This is a genomic window from Streptomyces boluensis (assembly GCF_009908195.1).
GTDB classification, from domain to species: domain Bacteria; phylum Actinomycetota; class Actinomycetes; order Streptomycetales; family Streptomycetaceae; genus Streptomyces; species Streptomyces boluensis.
This window is the reverse complement of sequence record NZ_JAAAHS010000025.1, coordinates 24,549-39,386: the sequence shown is the minus strand read 5'-3', so window position 1 is coordinate 39,386 and position 14,838 is coordinate 24,549. Positions and strand designations below refer to the sequence as shown.

General features: G+C 71.7%; 12 protein-coding genes. 5 read left to right on the top strand and 7 right to left on the bottom strand.

The genetic code is table 11. The features are described 5' to 3' along the window. The coding region (locus GUY60_RS06050; RefSeq protein ID WP_161694562.1) for a response regulator at window positions 1-647 on the top strand (647 nt) is incomplete at its 5' end. Between the two features lie 13 nt (window positions 648-660). Here the strand turns inward: GUY60_RS06050 and GUY60_RS06045 are convergent. Further along, on the bottom strand, window positions 661-1,140 hold the full coding sequence (locus GUY60_RS06045; protein ID WP_161694560.1) for a hypothetical protein: 480 nt from the start codon (window positions 1,138-1,140) through the stop codon (window positions 661-663). Window positions 1,141-1,440: 300 nt separating this feature from the next. Next, window positions 1,441-2,577 (bottom strand): aminoglycoside phosphotransferase family protein, encoded by a 1,137-nt coding sequence (locus tag GUY60_RS06040; RefSeq protein WP_161694559.1) that lies wholly within the window; start codon window positions 2,575-2,577, stop codon window positions 1,441-1,443. Between the two features lie 233 nt (window positions 2,578-2,810). Between GUY60_RS06040 and GUY60_RS06035 the strand changes: the two genes are divergently transcribed. Beyond that, a complete protein-coding gene (locus GUY60_RS06035; protein ID WP_161694556.1) occupies window positions 2,811-4,307 on the top strand; it encodes a DNA-binding protein NsdB in 1,497 nt (498 codons plus the stop codon). Between the two features lie 151 nt (window positions 4,308-4,458). Here the strand turns inward: GUY60_RS06035 and GUY60_RS06030 are convergent, their stop codons facing one another. From GUY60_RS06030 to GUY60_RS06020, 3 genes are all read right to left on the bottom strand, one after another. Continuing rightward, the gene (locus GUY60_RS06030; protein ID WP_161694554.1) at window positions 4,459-5,904 is read right to left on the bottom strand and encodes a PP2C family protein-serine/threonine phosphatase; all 1,446 of its coding nucleotides are present in this window, start codon (window positions 5,902-5,904) and stop codon (window positions 4,459-4,461) included. Between the two features lie 288 nt (window positions 5,905-6,192). After that, window positions 6,193-7,383, bottom strand: a complete 1,191-nt coding sequence (locus GUY60_RS06025; RefSeq protein WP_161694552.1) for a lactonase family protein — start codon at window positions 7,381-7,383, stop codon at window positions 6,193-6,195. Window positions 7,384-7,406: 23 nt separating this feature from the next. Then, window positions 7,407-8,261, bottom strand: a complete 855-nt coding sequence (locus GUY60_RS06020) for an NAD(P)H-dependent oxidoreductase (RefSeq protein ID WP_161694549.1) — start codon at window positions 8,259-8,261, stop codon at window positions 7,407-7,409. A gap of 257 nt (window positions 8,262-8,518) precedes the next feature. Between GUY60_RS06020 and glxA the strand changes: the two genes are divergently transcribed. Further along, on the top strand, window positions 8,519-10,519 hold the full coding sequence (gene glxA, locus GUY60_RS06015; protein ID WP_161694546.1) for a radical copper oxidase GlxA: 2,001 nt from the start codon (window positions 8,519-8,521) through the stop codon (window positions 10,517-10,519). A 30-nt stretch (window positions 10,520-10,549) separates the two neighbouring features. On the opposite strand, the gene GUY60_RS06010 is transcribed toward glxA, so the two are convergent. Further along, window positions 10,550-11,551: a GlxA family transcriptional regulator gene (locus GUY60_RS06010; protein ID WP_161694544.1), complete on the bottom strand. Its 1,002-nt coding sequence runs from the start codon at window positions 11,549-11,551 to the stop codon at window positions 10,550-10,552. 105 nt (window positions 11,552-11,656) lie between these two features. Here GUY60_RS06010 and GUY60_RS06005 point away from each other — a divergent pair, with 105 nt between their 5' ends. Beyond that, window positions 11,657-12,907: a YbfB/YjiJ family MFS transporter gene (locus GUY60_RS06005; RefSeq protein WP_187369941.1), complete on the top strand. Its 1,251-nt coding sequence runs from the start codon at window positions 11,657-11,659 to the stop codon at window positions 12,905-12,907. Here the strand turns inward: GUY60_RS06005 and GUY60_RS06000 are convergent. Next, a complete protein-coding gene (locus GUY60_RS06000) occupies window positions 12,893-13,567 on the bottom strand; it encodes a DUF2165 domain-containing protein (RefSeq protein WP_161694542.1) in 675 nt (224 codons plus the stop codon). The genes GUY60_RS06005 and GUY60_RS06000 overlap by 15 nt on opposite strands. A gap of 180 nt (window positions 13,568-13,747) precedes the next feature. Here GUY60_RS06000 and GUY60_RS05995 point away from each other — a divergent pair, with 180 nt between their 5' ends. After that, a complete protein-coding gene (locus tag GUY60_RS05995) occupies window positions 13,748-14,815 on the top strand; it encodes a Ppx/GppA family phosphatase (protein WP_161694540.1) in 1,068 nt (355 codons plus the stop codon). Window positions 14,816-14,838: the final 23 nt, after the last annotated feature.

The window sequence follows — 14,838 nt, the reverse complement described above, 5'->3', positions numbered from 1 at the left end:
ACCCCGCCCGCATCCTGCTCGCCGACGACCACGCACTCGTACGCCGCGGCCTTCGCCTCATCCTCGACGCCGAGCCCGACCTGAGCGTCGTGGCGGAAGCGGGCGACGGCGCCGAAGCGGTCGCCGCGGCCTGCGCACACCCCGTCGACCTCGCGATCCTCGACGTCGCGATGCCACGCCTCACCGGTCTCCAGGCCGCCCGCGAACTCTCCCGCGTCACGCCGGACACGAGAATCCTGATCCTCACGATGTACGACTACGAGCAGTACTTCGTCGAGGCACTCAAGGCCGGTGCCTGCGGCTACGTACTGAAGTCGGTCGCCGACCGCGACCTGGTGGAGGCCTGCCGCGCCGCGCTGCGCGGTGAGCCCTTCATCCACCCGGGCGCCGAACCCGGCCTCGTACGCCGCTGCCTCGACCGGGCCCGCGACGGCGCACCCCTGCCGGAACGCCTCGTCACCCACCGCGAGGAGCAGATCCTGAAGCTGGTCGCCGAGGGCCACAGCTCGAAGGAGATCGGCGAGCTGCTTGTGATCAGCGTGAAGACGGTGGAGCGCCACCGAGCGAACATCCTGCAGAAACTCGGCCTGCGCGACCGCCTGGAACTCACGCGCTACGCGATCCGCACCGGCCTGGTGGAGCCTTAGCCCCGGTCGAGCCTCAGCCCTCTTCGGACTCCGTGCCCTCTTCGGACTCCTCGGGCCGCAGCAGCGGATGCCGCACGCCGGGGAACACCCGCGCCTGGACCACCGACTCCGCGGACCCGCCGCGGACCACCGTCTCGGCGATGCCCCAGGGGCGGCCGGGCAGGGTGATGGTGAGGACGTACGAGGAGGCGCAGCCCATGCAGTCGTAGCGGTCCGCCCAGGTCTCGACCTCCGTGCGGCTGCCCGGGAAGCGGGACACATGGCGGTGGCGGGCGTGACAGCGGTCGCACTTCTCGCCCGGCTCGCACAGGCCGCCGCAGGGGCACGGCACGTCGAGGGACTCGGCGGGGCGCCAGCGCTGGGTGCGGACGGCCTCGCGGGTGGCGCCCATGTCCTTCATCGACTTCAGGTTGCGGGCGGCCACGTTGTACGACTCGCCGGTCGCCGTCATCCGGTCCCGGATGACGTCCTTGCGGCCACGGTTCGTCGTCATGCTCTTGGTCCTCCTGGGGTTCACGCAGCCCACCAGGAGGGCCCATGAGATCGGTCCCCCTACGGTACCTGCCGTGTCACAGCCCCTGACCCGGATCCGGCCCCGGAACGCGGGAACAGGGCCGGGGGTGTTCCCCGGCCCTGTTCCCGGACCCGCTACGACACTTGCGACGGCGTCCGGCCCGGCACGTCTCCCCCCTCGGGCGACGCTGTGCCGGACCGGCGCCGTCCGCGCCGCGCCGTGCGGCGGCGGCCCGGGACGTGCCCAACCCCTGCGCACGTCCCGGGCCGCCGGTCCCCGTCAGCGAGTGCCGACCGCCGCGCGCACCGCCCTGCGGGCCAGCGCGCAGTCGTCGTGCAGCCGCCTGAGCAGCAGCCGCTGCTCCTCGCCGGACGGCACCGCACCGGGCGGGGCCTGGCCCGGTGCCGCCGGGGCCGTGTCGTTCATGGCGCGCTGCACCGCCGTCTCGTACGTCCGGATCTCCCGGGTGAGTACGAGCATCAGGTTCACCAGGAACGCGTCCCGGGCCGCCGGACCCTTGGACTGGGCGAGCTGACTGATCTCCCGCCGCGCCAACGGGGCGTCACCGAGGCAGGCCCAGAGGGTCGCCAGGTCGTACCCCGGCAGGTACCAGCCCGCGTGCTCCCAGTCGACGAGCACCGGGCCTGCCGGGGAGAGCAGCACGTTCTGGAGCAGCGCGTCACCGTGACAGAACTGGCCCATGCCGCCGGGGCCCGAGGAGTGCGCGATGCCGTGCAGCAGCTTCTGCAGGTCGCCCAGGTCGCGGTCGGTGAGAAGGCCGAGGTCGTGGTAGCGGGAGATCCGCGAGCCGTAGTCGAGGGGGGCGTCGAACATCCCGGCCGGCGGCCGCCAGGCGTTGAGCCGGACGATCGCCCCGAGCGCGGTCCGTACGTCGGCGCGCGGCGGCGCCTCCGCCGGGTGCCGCTGCACGGCCGCGACCCGGCCGGGCATCCGCTCGATGACCAGGGTGCCGCCCACCGGATCGGCGGCGATGAGCCGTGGCGCGCGGACCGGCGGACGGTGCCGGACGAACGCGCGATAAGAAGCTATTTCGTGCTGGATCCGCTCCGACCAGGCGGGCGAGTGATCCAGTAAGCACTTGGCGACCGCGGTGGAGCGTCCGGTCGTGCCGACGAGTAGTACGGAACGTCCGCTGCGCCGCAGTACCTGCACCGGGTTGAACTCCGGGCAGATGCGCAGCACCGACGCGATGGCGGTGCGCAACTGCGCGCCCTGCGGACCCGAGAGGTCGAGTCTGCCGCTGAGCGACTGGGTGCCCGGCGCCGGTGCGCGGCGCAGCCGGCCGCCGCCTATGGCGGGGGCGGCCTGCCGGGGCGGTGCCAAGTACGGGCCGCTGCCCTGTCGGTGGACCGGCGGCCGGGGCGGAGCGGACACGGAGGACGATGCTGCGTACATGGGCGAAACAGATCCCTTCGTGTGCCGACGAGTCTCATGCGCCACCCGGCCCGGCGGCGTGGCCGCACCCTGGGGAGTGCGGTGCGGCCGCCGGGTCGGGGTGGCGCATATCTACCTGACACCTCCCGGCCTGTGGCACACCACGTAGCGCACCCTGGCGAACCCTGGCGAATAGTCGCACCGCATCTGACAGGCGGTTACTGTCAACTCAGCCGAGAACCTGGGGGCTTGACGTGAACAGCGAACCCAACAGTCGCCTGCAAGACCTGTTCGGCCTGGCCGGCTGGTCCAAGGGCGAACTGGCGAGACTCGTGAACCGGCAGGCGGCGGCCATGGGCCATCCGCAACTGGCGACCGACACCTCGCGGGTGCGGCGCTGGATCGACTTGGGAGAGATCCCGCGCGATCCCGTGCCGCGGGTCCTTGCGGCCCTGTTCACCGAGCGACTCGGCCGTGTCGTGACCATCGAGGACCTCGGTCTGGTCCGGCACGGGCGTACGGGAAAGAGGCAGAGCAAGGGGCAGTTGGACAACCCCGACGGTCTGCCTTGGGCGCCCGAGCGGACTGCTGCGGTCCTCACCGAATTCACGGGAATGGACCTCATGCTCAACCGACGCGGCTTGGTGGGCGCGGGCGCCGCGCTCGCCGCGGGCTCCGCACTCAGCACCGCCATGCACGACTGGCTGCACACCGATCCGGCTCTCGCCACCGACGCTCCCCGCACCCACGATCCCCTGCACGCCGACCCCGCTGGGTACGACCGCTATGAGGCCGCCCCCATCGGGTCCCAGGAGATCGAGGAGCTGGAGCGTTCCGTGGAGGTGTTCCGCGCCTGGGACGCGTCCCGCGGGGGCGGGCTGCAACGCAAGGCGGTGGTGGGTCAGCTCAACGAAGTGGGCGGCATGCTCGCCTACCGACACCCCGACCACCTCCAGCGCCGCCTGTGGGGCGTCGCTGCCAACCTCGCGGTACTCGCGGGCTGGATGTCGCACGACGTCGGCCTCGAACCCACCGCGCAGAAGTACTTCGTCATCGCCGCGCACGCCGCCCGCGAGGGCGGCGACCGGCCACGCGCCGCCGAGGCGCTCTCCAGGGGCGCCCGCCAGATGGTGCACCTGGGCCGCCCCGACGACGCCCTCGACCTGATGAAGCTCGCCAGAACCGGCTCGGGCCCCGAGGTCCTGCCGCGTACGCAGGCGATGCTGCACACCATCGAGGCCTGGGCACAGGCAGCCATGGGCAAGGGCCAGGCCATGCGGCGCACGCTCGGCGAGGCCGAGGAGCTGTTCGTCTCGGACAAGAGCGAGGTGCCGCCGCCCAGTTGGATGCAGATGTTCGACGAGGCGGACATGCACGGCATGCAGGCGCTCGCGTACCGCACGCTCGCCGAGCACGAACCGGCGGCGTCGAACACCGCGCAGCGGCACGCCAAGGAGGCCCTGGAGCTGCGCGCGGGCGGCCGGCAGCGCTCGAAGATCTTCGACTATCTCTCGCTGGCCTCGGCCTGCTTCATCGCGGACGACCCGGAGCAGGCCGACCGGTACGCCCGCCTGGCCCTGGTGTCCATGGGCGAGACCTCCTCGCACCGCACCTGGGACCGGCTCCGCGAGATGTACCGGCTCACCGGCCAGTACGCGAGCTACCCGAAGATCCAGGACCTCCGTGAGGAGATCCAACTCGCCCTGCCGAAGCCCCAGTCGAGGGCGAAGGGCAGCAACATGAAGGCCTGACCGAGGGGGTACGTGGGCGCACACCGCCCCACGTACAACGCCCCACGTACAACGCGATACGTCCAACGCCATACGTACAAGGCACTCTCAGCACGCCTGACTCAGGGCCCCACAGCTCCTGCGGGGCCCTCTGCCTGATGGCGTGTGCCGGTCAGTTGGCGCCGATCCGGGCGACCAGGACGCACGCGTCGTCCCCGCGCTCGGCCTGCCCGAACTCCTCGACGACCGTGCGTACGCAGTCCTGCGCGCCGCGCGCCTCGGCGAACCGGGGCGCGAGGTCCAGGAGCCGGTCGGTGGCCATCGCGCTGTCGCGTCCCGGCACCAGACCGTCCGTGTGCAGCAGCAGCAGGTCGCCGGACTCCAGGGTCTCCTCGGCCTGTTCGTACGAGGCACCCGAGGTGGCGCCGAGGAGCACGCCGTCCGGCGGGGTCAGCGCGCGCCCCGTCCCGTCGCGGAACAGCAGCGGGGCGGGGTGCCCGGCCTGCGCCCAGGTGAGGGTGCGGTTGGCCGGGTTGTAGCGGCAGCAGACCGCGCTGCCGAGGGCGGGCTGCACGGACGCGTCGACCATCTGGTTCAACCAGCCCAGCAGCGGCCCGGGTTGGGCACCGGCGACGGCCATGCCGCGCAGTGCGCCGAGCAGCATCGCCATCTCCGAGGTGACGGCGACGCCGTGTCCGGTCAGGTCGCCGACGCTCAACAGGGTGTCCCCGTCGGGCAGTTGCATCGCGTCGTACCAGTCGCCGCCGATCAGCGCGCTGGTGGAGGACGGCAGGTAGTGCGCGGCCAGGTCCAATGCGCCGGGGCCGCCGTGCGGTGGGCGCAGGGAGCCGCGCCACGGCGGCAGTACGGCCTCCTGGAACTCGACCGCCACCCGGTGCTCGGTCTGCGCGATGTGCTGCTGGCGCTGAAGCGATTCGCCGGTCTCACGCACCGCGATCCGGCTGCGGCGCAACTCGCTCACGTCCCGAAGCACCGCCCACATGGAGGCGGTCATGCCGTTGGCGTCGAGGACGGGCTCGCCCATCATGTGCACGGTGCGCACGCTGCCGTCGGGGCGGACGATGCGGAACTCGCCGTCGATGGGCCGGCCGTCGATGAGGCAGTCGGTCACCATCGTGGTGAGCAGCCGCTGGTCGTCCTCGTGGACGAGGGCGGGGAGTTCGTCGAGGGTCAGGGGCTGTTTGGTCTGTTCCCACCCGAATATTTGGTAGAGCTCGCCGGACCAGGTCACCTCGTCGGTGAGGAGGTTCCACTCGGCGCTGCCGACACGGCTGAGCAGGGAGCGCTGTGACTCGACCCCGGCGACCGGGGATACGGTCGCCTCGGCGTCGGCGCTGCCGAACGCTTCGGGGGAGTCGTCGGGGAGGCCCTGGCGCAGTTGGCCCAAGTGGCCGTCGAGGTCGTCGAGCTGGTGCATGGCGAGCTGGCACAGGGCGCGCTGCCAGCGGCCCTGCGGGTCGAGCTCGTCGTCGGGGGAGTCGCGGCGCACGGCGTCGACACCGCCGCGCAGTCGTCGCGTCTGGGAGATGAGCGCGTCGACCGTGCCGCGCTCCGGCGGCTGGGCCGCGGGGCGGTCCGCGAAGAGGGGGGACGGCATGACGTACTCCGATGCAGGCGCGGTACGACAAAGGCTGACGGGAGAGCCGCATACGACTCTCGCACAGGCAGGCATGCCCCGTAAGGGATTTGGCAACACACGATCCGGTGGTGCATGCGGCATATGCCCGCGTCCTGACATGTGAGATGCCCAACTATGCCCGGTTCGGGGGGTGTTACAGCGCGTGCTTGATCACCGAAGGATGTCCCGAACCCGCCCTCACAGTACGGGAGTTGAGGCCGGAAATGATCGGTTGGCCGGGTCTGCGGGGCGTATCGGAGTGGCGTCTCAGAGCGGCAGCACGCACGCTGCCATGGGCGCCGTGAACGCCTCGCCCGTCGCACTCAGCCGCCCGTCGGACGGGTCGACCGCGAACACGGTCACGGTGCCCGACTTCTGGTTCGCCGCGAAGATCAGCCCGCCGTCCGGGGACAGTGCGATGTGGCGCGGGAAGTCGCCGCCGACCGGCACCGTGTCGAGCAGTCGAAGGCGGGCCCCGTCGCCCTCGACGGCATAGCGGGTGAGGCTGTTGTGGCCCCGGTTGGCGAGGTAGGCGAACGCCCCGTCGGGGGTCACCGCGAACTGCGCCGGATAGCTCGTACCGGATCCGGTGCCGGTCTCCTGCGGGGTGCCCGGCGTGAGCCTGCCGCTGTCCGGGTCGTACGCGCAGACCACCGCTGTGTTGTCCAGCTCGTTGGCGAGGTAGGCGTACCGCCCCGAGGGGTGGAAGGTCAGCCCCCGTGGGCCCGCGCCCGGCGCGAGCGAGACCTGCGCGACCCGGCTCAGGGTGCCCGCGCCGGTGTCGAGCCGGTACGTGTAGACGGTGTCGGTGCCCAGGTCGACGGCGAGCAGGTGCCTGCCGTCCGGTGCGGTGCTGAACTGGTGTGCGTGCGGCCCCTGTTGACCGGGTCCCGGCGGCGGCTCGGAGTGCGTGACGAGGTCGGTGCGCTCGCCCAGGGCGCCCGACGCGTCGATCGGGTGGACGGCCACGCTCCCGGAGCCGTAGTGGGCGCTGAGCAGCCAGCGCCCCTCGGGGTGCACGGAGAGGTGGCAGGGGCCCGCGCCCCCGCTGTCGCGCCGGCCGATCACCTCGTGCGCGCCGTCCGGCACGAAGCGGATCGCGGTGACACCGCCTTGGTCCTGCTCGTTCACGGCGTAATAGCTGCGGCCGTCCGGATGCGGCGCCAGATACGAGGGGTCGGCCGGTCCGGTCACCGTCCCGCCTGCTGTGATCCGCCCCGTCGCCGGGTCGTACGAGGCCACGCCGATGCCCTTGCTACCCCCGGCCGCCGAGGTGTACGCGCCGATGAGCAGCGGGCGGGGTGCGTTCTTCCGGCGGGACGTGCCGTCCGGGCGGGGCGCGGGTGCCGGGCGGGATGCCACGGGTCCGGCGCTCGCGGACGCGGGCAGCGCCATCAGGGCGCCCGCCGAGGCGAGGGTGCCGAGCAGTCGCCTTCTGGAGTGTGCGGGGGCAGCCATGGGAACACAGTGACGGGTGTGACCTAGACAGGCAAGTGCCGCAAACTCAATTGCGCACTGTGCAACGGGAGTTGGTCCGTTCGGTCGAGCCGCTCGGGATCGTCGTCCGTACGGTGTGCCGCGACCCCGCTCCGTCCCGGTGCCGCCTCGGGGCGCAGGACCAGGTCCTCGTCGTAGTCACCGCCCTGTTCGTGGCGGTACGCGAGCGGCGCCTCGGACTCGAGGGTGCGCAGGCGCCGGCTCAGGGCCTCGGCGGTGTCGAGGGCGCCCTCGGGGGTCGTCCGGTCGGCGCCGTAGACGGTGAACGGGGCGAGCGGGGCCATGCCCGTGTACCAGAACGTGCCGTGCAGGAGCGGGAAGAGAACCTCGTCGATCGGGCCGTGGATGCCGCGCGGCCCGAAGCTCGACTCCCGTGCGCCGACCGAGGTGACGATCAGGGCGCGCTTGCCGGTGAGTCCGCCCGCGCCGTACCGCAGTGTCGTGCCGTCGGCGTCCTTGAGGCCGAAGGCGAAGCCCTGCACGAGGACGCGGTCGAACCAGCCCTTGAGGATCGCGGGCGGCCCGAACCACCACAGCGGGAACTGGAACACCAGCACGTCCGCCCAGGCGATCTTCTCCTGCTCGGCCCGGATGTCAGGGCTCAACTCCGCGCCACGGTACGCCTGTTCCTGCGCGTCCCCGACGCGGAGCCGCCCGGAGTCGCCGGTGTCGGCCGCCGGGAAGTCGGCGCCGTCGACCACGGCCTTCCAGCCCATGGCGTACAGGTCGGACACCCGGTGTTCGTGGCCGAGCGTGTCGAGGGTGCGCAGGCCCGTGTCGAGCAAGGTGCCGTTGAGGGAGTGGCGTTCGGGGTGGGCGAAGATCCAGAGAACTCTCATGCCTCGATCCTGCGTCGGAGCCGATGCCGTAACCAGTGGCCAGATGGTCCGGAACCGCAAGCATCTGGCCAATGCCCGACCGTTCGGTGGCCGCGTGAGGGCGCTCTCCCCGGGCTCTCCCCGGGGAGGGCCGGTGGTCAGCGTCCGTATCGGCATCCAGGACTAATGCCGTTCCTCGTCATAGAGTGCAATACGTTCATAACGCCCATAAGGGGGCGTAGAGGGTCGCTGGAGTTGTGCCTGTGGGGAGTAGATCGATGGGATACCGTCCGAGCCGCCGCACCACCCGGGTCCTCCTGGGGGGCGGCGTCGTCCTTGTGCTTGCCGCGACCAACGCCCCGGCGGTCTACGACTTCGCGTCGGAGCGCTACCACGCGTACGAGATCGACCAGCCGGAGTACAAGGCGCAGCGCGGCCAGTGGAAGGTCGTGGACGTGCCCGAGAAGTACCGCATCAACACCATTCACGCGGCGCTCCTGCACACCGGCAAGGTGCTGTTGATCGCGGGTTCGGGCAACAACGCGAAGATGTTCGACGCGAAGACGTTCCGTACCGTGCTGTGGGATCCCGTCAAGGACACCTACGAGAACGTGCCCACGCCCGCCGACCTGTTCTGCGCCGGGCACACCCAACTCCCGGACGGGAACCTGCTGGTGGCGGGCGGCACGCAGCGCTACGAGTCGCTCAAGGGCGATGTGGAGAAGGCCGGCGGCCTGATGATCGTCTACAACGAGAACCCGGACAAGCCGAAGACGCTGCCCGCCGGTACCCGCTTCACCGGCCAGGAGACCGGCAAGTCCTTCGAGTCCCAGGTCAGCCTGGTCGTGCCGCGAGCCGAGAAGACCACCGACCCGAAGACCGGCAAGGCGAAGGTGACCGCGTCCAGCGCGCGCGTGTATGTGGAGGCGCTGGAGAAGGGCGAGGAGCACCAGACCGGTTCGCAGGACCAGTACCGCATCTCAGGGCTCAAGGGTGACGAGCGGAAGAACGTCTACGGCATCGCGCAGAAGCTGTCGTTCGACAAGAAGGACTTCCAAGGCATCAAGGACGCCTACGAGTTCGACCCGGTCGCCGAGAAGTACATCAAGGTCGACCCGATGGGCGAGGCCCGCTGGTACCCGACCCTGACCACCCTGGAGGACGGCAAGGTCCTCTCCGTGTCGGGGCTCGACGAGATCGGCCAGGTCGTCCCGGGCAAGAACGAGATGTACGACCCGCGGACCAAGAAGTGGCGCTACCTCCCCAAGTCCCGGTTCTTCCCGACCTACCCGGCGCTGTTCCTCGCCGACGACGGCCGGCTGTTCTACACCGGCTCCAACGCCGGGTACGGTCCTGACGACCAGGGGCGCGAGCCGGGCCTGTGGGACCTGGACAGCAACAAGTTCAGCAAGGTGCCCGGCATCACCGACCCGGACATCCTGGAGACCTCGATGTCGGTGCTGCTGCCCCCGGCCCAGGACCAGAAGTACATGGTGCTCGGCGGTGGCGGGGTCGGTGAGTCCGAGAAGGCCACCGACCACACCCGGCTCGCTGACCTGAAGGCCGACAAGCCGCGCTTCGTGGACGGCCCGACCCTGTACGACAAGGCCCGCTACCCCACGAGCGTGATCCTCCCCGACGACTCGGTGCTCACCACCAACGGCTCCGGCGACTACCGGGGCAAGAGCGCAACCAACGTCCTCAAGGCCTCGCTGTACGACCCCAAGAGCAACAAGTTCGAGGACGCCGCCGACCCGCTGGTGGGCCGCAACTACCACTCCGGCGGGCTGCTCCTGCCGGACGGCCGGGTGATGACCTTCGGCTCGGACTCCCTCTTCGCCGACAAGGCCAACTCGAAGCTCAGCACCTTCGAGCAGCGCATCGAGCTGTACACACCCCCGTATCTCCACCAGGGCGGCGCACGGCCCGAGTTGAGGGATCCCGACGGCAAGCGCGGCAGCGTCGAGCTGGGCGAGAAGGCCGCCTTCCGCAGCAAGGACGCCGCCCGCATCAAGAAGATGCGGCTGCTGCGTCCCGGTGCGTTCACACATGTCACCAACGTCGAACAGCGGTCCATCGCCCTGGACTTCAAGCGCACCGCCGACGGCGTCGAGGTCGCCCTGCCGGACAACCCGGCCCTGGTGCCGCCCGGCTGGTACATGCTCATGGCCGTCGACGACAAGGGCGTGCCCTCGGAGGCGGTCTGGCTGCACGTCCCGGTCTCGGACGACGCCCCGACCCGCAAGACGGTCGCGGAGGACCCGGCCCCCGCGCACTGAGGGCCTACGGACACGGCCTACGGACACGGCCTAGGGGAGCCGCTTGCCGCGGAAGGTGCGGCGGTACGCGGCCGGGGTCGTGCCCAGGGTGCGGTGGAAGTGCTGGCGCAGGCTGTCGGCGGAGCCGAGGCCGCTGCGCTCGGCGACCGAGTCCACCGGCAGGTCGGTGGTCTCCAGGAGTTGCCTGGCCCGCGCCAGGCGCTGCTGGTTGAGCCACTTCAACGGCGTCGTGCCGACCTCCCGCGTGAAGTGCCGGCCGAAGGTGCGGGCGCTCATGCCCGCCCGCTCGGCCAACTCGCCGATGGCCAGCGGCCGGTGCAGCCGGGCGAGCGCCCAGTCGAGGACCGGCGAGACCCCCGCCGCGGAACGGGGCGGCACGGCGGGCGCGGCGGCCGGTACGTACTGCGTCTGGTCGCCCTCACGGTGCGGGGCCACCACCATGCGGCGCCCGACCTCCGCCGCCGCGGCCGAGCCGTAGTCGCGGCGCACGATGTGCAGGCACAGGTCGATCGCGGCGGCCGTGCCCGCGCTGGTCAGCAGGGCGCCGTCGTCGATGTAGAGGGCCTGCTCGTCGACCTTGACGCGGGGGTGGCGGCGGCGCAGTTCCTCGGCGTACATCCAGTGCGTGGCCGCGGTGCGGCCGTCGAGGAGCCCGGCCTCGGCGAGCACGAAGGCGCCCGAGCACAGCGACGCGATCCGGCTGCCGCGCGCGTGCGCGGCGCGCAGTGCGTCGAGCAGCTCGGGCGGCGGCTCGTACCGGTCCGCCATGCACGCCGGTACGACGACCAGGTCCGCGTCCGCCAGGGCCTCGATGCCGTGCGCCGTCTCCAGGCGCAGACCGCCGGCCGCGTGGTGGGTGCCGGGCGCGGTGCCGCACAGCGTCAACTCGTACCAGGGCGGCGCGAAGTCGGCGGCGGCCCGGCCGAACACGGCGCAGGGCACGGCGAGTTCGAAGAGTGAGGTCTCGTCGAGGACGAGGACCGCGACCCGGATCGGGGCCGGGTTCGGGACCGAGGCGTCCGGAAGGCTCATGGCGTAAATCTAGTGGACCCTGACGTTTCCGCCACTGGTTTGGCGTACGCCCAGGTCACAGCCTGAGGGGGACCGAAAAGGCACCCATGACCGGAGGAGCGGGCGATGCAACAGGTGCAACAGGCGCAACAGGTACGGCAGGCGTGGCGGGTGGGTCTGGTCGGTGCGGCGATGATCGGCGTGACCTTCGGCTTCGCGCGTTACGGGTACGGCCTGTTCCTGCCCGAGTTCCGCCGGGAGTTCGGCCTGTCCGTGGCGCAGGTCGGCCTCATCGGCAGCGCCGCCTGTGTCGGATACGTGGTCGGCCCGCTGGTCGTCGGCGTACTCGTCGCCCGGATCGGGCCCCGGCCCCTGGTCGTCGTCGGCGGGATCTGCGCCACCGTCGGCATGGCCGCCGTGGCCGCCGCCCGTGACTCGGTCACCCTGACCGTGGGCCTGATCGTGGCGGGCGCGGGCTCAGGGTGGGTCTGGGCGCCCTACTCGGACGTGGTGGACCGGGCCGTTCCGGCCGGCAGCCGGGACCGGGTGATGGGGGCGATAGCCACCGGCACCGCCTTCGCCGTGGCGCTCGCGGGGCCGATGGCGCTGCTCGCCGGGGGAGCGGCCTGGCGGTACGCCTGGTCGGGCTTCGCCGTGGCCGCGCTCGCGGCCACCGTCGGCAACCTCCTGGTCCTGCCGGGCGGCACGCACCGCACGCCCGTGAGCGGCCAAGTGCCGCTGCGCATCGGCCTGTTCATCAGCAGAGCCGCACTTCCGCTGCACTTCACCGCGCTGTTCTACGGCCTCAGCGGCGCCGTCTACTGGAGCTTCGCCGTCGAGACCGTCACCCGGCACGCCCCGGCCGGCGCCCTCACCGTGCCGCTGTTCTGGACCACGATGGGCCTCTCCGGCACGGCGGGGGTGCTCACCGGCTGGTTCGTGGGGCGGTACGGGCTGCGCCGCGCGCACACCGTCGTCTTCACCGGCATCGCCGCGGCCGCGGTCCTGCTCGCCGCCGCCCCCGGACACACGGCCGGAGTGCTGCTCTCCGCTGTCCTCTACGGCTGCGCCTTCATGGCGGGCTCGGCGCTGCTCGCCGTGTGGAGCTACCAGGTCTTCCCCGAGCACCCGTCCACCGGCTTCACCGCCGCCGTGTTCTTCCTCGGCATCGGCACGTTCACCGGCCCGGCGCTGCTCGGTCTGTTCGCCGAACGGTACGGGCTCGGCGCGGCGTTCCTCCTGACGGCGGCCGTGGCGGCGGTACCGCTGCTCGCCCCGCCACCGCGTCGACGGAGCGCGCGGGAGGTACGGGTGGCCGCCGGGGAACGGGTCGTGGCTGACGAGGTCGTGGCTGACAAAGCGTCAATCTCGGGCTGAGTCACGTGAGTTGACGTCTGTGACAGTGTCCTGCTCCGGCTCCGGCTCCTGCTCCCGCTCCCGCTCCCGCTCCGTCCACTGTGCCGACGGCAGGTGGACGAGCAGCAGCACGAAGCCCGCCAGGGTGAAGTTGCGGGCGGCCGCGTCCAGGCCGTTCCACTTCGACGACTGCCACATCGAGAACCACTCGCCGCCCACGGCCACGAACCCGAGCCCGAACAGCAGCATCAGCATCACGGCCCCGAGCGTCGTAGCCCGCCGCGCCCGCTCGTACCTCGCGTACTTCGCGTATCTCGCGTACGGAGTCCGCTCCTCCGTACGCGAGCGCAGCGCCCGGAACCACAGCACCGTCGCCGTCACCAGGACGACGGCCGCGAGGACCTCCCACGCGATGACCGCCACGTACGCCAGGTCCTGGAGCAGCCGGGAGCCGACGGCCCGCCACATCACGTCCTTGTCGCCGAACGTGGTGTCCATGGCCAGCACATGACGTACGAACTCCCGGTTGGTGCCGAAGTCCGTCAGGTTCCCGAACGCGACCAGGGTGATGTACGCCGCGAGCGTCCCGGTCAGGGCGAGCGCGGCGACGGGCAGCGTGCCGAGGGCGAGCAGCCGGTCGAGCGGGCCGCGCGGTGGCTGCTGCGGTGAGGGTGTCGTCATGGGCTGCTCCCAAGGTGGGGTGGAGGTCCGGAACGGGGTGTCACGGGAGGGCCGAGTGTGCCGTGGCGTGCGCCGGGGCGACGAGTGGACCGGCCACAACACGCCATCGGATCAAGCCGGTTGAGGCCGACTGCACCCCGCTTCCCGCATGGTGCGGGCCTCCTCGGGTACCGGGAAGGAATGCGTATGGGAGTGATCGATGTCGGCTCGAACACGGCACGTCTGGTCGTCGCGGACACGGACGGTGCCGTTCCGTTGCCGGTGCACACCGCGAAGCGGGCGCTGCGCCTGGCCGAACACGTGGACCGCGGCGGGCACGTGCCCGACGATCAGGTGGCCCGGATCGTCGAGGCGGTGGGCGCCGCGCGCGCCGAGGGGCACCGCTGGGGCGTGACCGAACCGTTCGCCTTCGCCACGGCCATCGTGCGGGACGCCCCGAACCGGGCCGACATCCTGCGCACCGTCGCCGACCGGACCGGGGTCGCCCTGAACGTGCTGCCCGGCCATGTCGAGGCCGAGCTGACCTTCCTCGCGGCGCGCCGCTGGATGGGCTGGCGGGCCGGGCCGCTCGCCATGCTCGACATCGGCGGCGGCTCCCTCGAAGTGGCCTTCGGGCGCTCGAAGTTGCCGGACTTCGCGCTGTCGCTGCCGCTGGGCGCGGGGCGGCTCACCCGGGAGTTCTTCGGCACGCAGGACCCGCCCGCGCCCCGCCGGGTCAAGGAGCTGAGACGGCACGTACGCCACCAGATGCGGGACGCGGCGGCCCGGATCCGCTGGGAGGCGCCGCGTACGACGGTGGCGACCTCGCGTACGTTCCAGCAGCTCGCCCGGTTGTGCGGGGCGGCGCCGGGACGGTTCGGGCCGTTCACGCCGCGCGGTCTGGCCCGCGCCGATCTGCGCCGGGCGCTCCCGGAGCTGGCGTCCCGCAGCAGTGCCGAGCGGGCCGAGCTGCCGGGGATCTCGGGGGCCCGCGCCCGGCAGTCGCTCGCGGGCGCCCTGGTCGCGCACACCGTGATGAAGCTGACCGCGGTCGACGAACTCACCGTCTGCCCCTGGGGGTTGCGCGAGGGCATCCTGCTGCGCTGCATCGAGGACGGCGGCTCGGACTGGTGGCGCACCGTCCCGGACGACGACCACCCCACGTACACCGGTACGCCCCTGCCCGCACTGCACGCCGTACTGGAACGGGAAAGGGAGCGGGAGCGGCAGTGGGAGCAGGAGGTCGGAGCGGGGGCCTCGAAGCGCTGACCGAGCCTCGCTTCTGCGGGTTC

What these genes read in the sequence shown, in the direction of transcription:
- GUY60_RS06045 (WP_161694560.1), bottom strand. Translation starts at nt 1,140, where the DNA reads ATGACGACGAACCGTGGCCGCAAGGACGTCATCCGGGACCGGATGACG.
- GUY60_RS06040 (WP_161694559.1), bottom strand. Translation starts at nt 2,577, where the DNA reads ATGTACGCAGCATCGTCCTCCGTGTCCGCTCCGCCCCGGCCGCCGGTC.
- GUY60_RS06030 (WP_161694554.1), bottom strand. Translation starts at nt 5,904, where the DNA reads ATGCCGTCCCCCCTCTTCGCGGACCGCCCCGCGGCCCAGCCGCCGGAG.
- GUY60_RS06025 (WP_161694552.1), bottom strand. Translation starts at nt 7,383, where the DNA reads ATGGCTGCCCCCGCACACTCCAGAAGGCGACTGCTCGGCACCCTCGCC.
- GUY60_RS06020 (WP_161694549.1), bottom strand. Translation starts at nt 8,261, where the DNA reads ATGAGAGTTCTCTGGATCTTCGCCCACCCCGAACGCCACTCCCTCAAC.
- glxA (WP_161694546.1), top strand. Translation starts at nt 8,519, where the DNA reads ATGGGATACCGTCCGAGCCGCCGCACCACCCGGGTCCTCCTGGGGGGC.
- GUY60_RS06010 (WP_161694544.1), bottom strand. Translation starts at nt 11,551, where the DNA reads ATGAGCCTTCCGGACGCCTCGGTCCCGAACCCGGCCCCGATCCGGGTC.
- GUY60_RS06005 (WP_187369941.1), top strand. Translation starts at nt 11,657, where the DNA reads ATGCAACAGGTGCAACAGGCGCAACAGGTACGGCAGGCGTGGCGGGTG.
- GUY60_RS06000 (WP_161694542.1), bottom strand. Translation starts at nt 13,567, where the DNA reads ATGACGACACCCTCACCGCAGCAGCCACCGCGCGGCCCGCTCGACCGG.
- GUY60_RS05995 (WP_161694540.1), top strand. Translation starts at nt 13,748, where the DNA reads ATGCGTATGGGAGTGATCGATGTCGGCTCGAACACGGCACGTCTGGTC.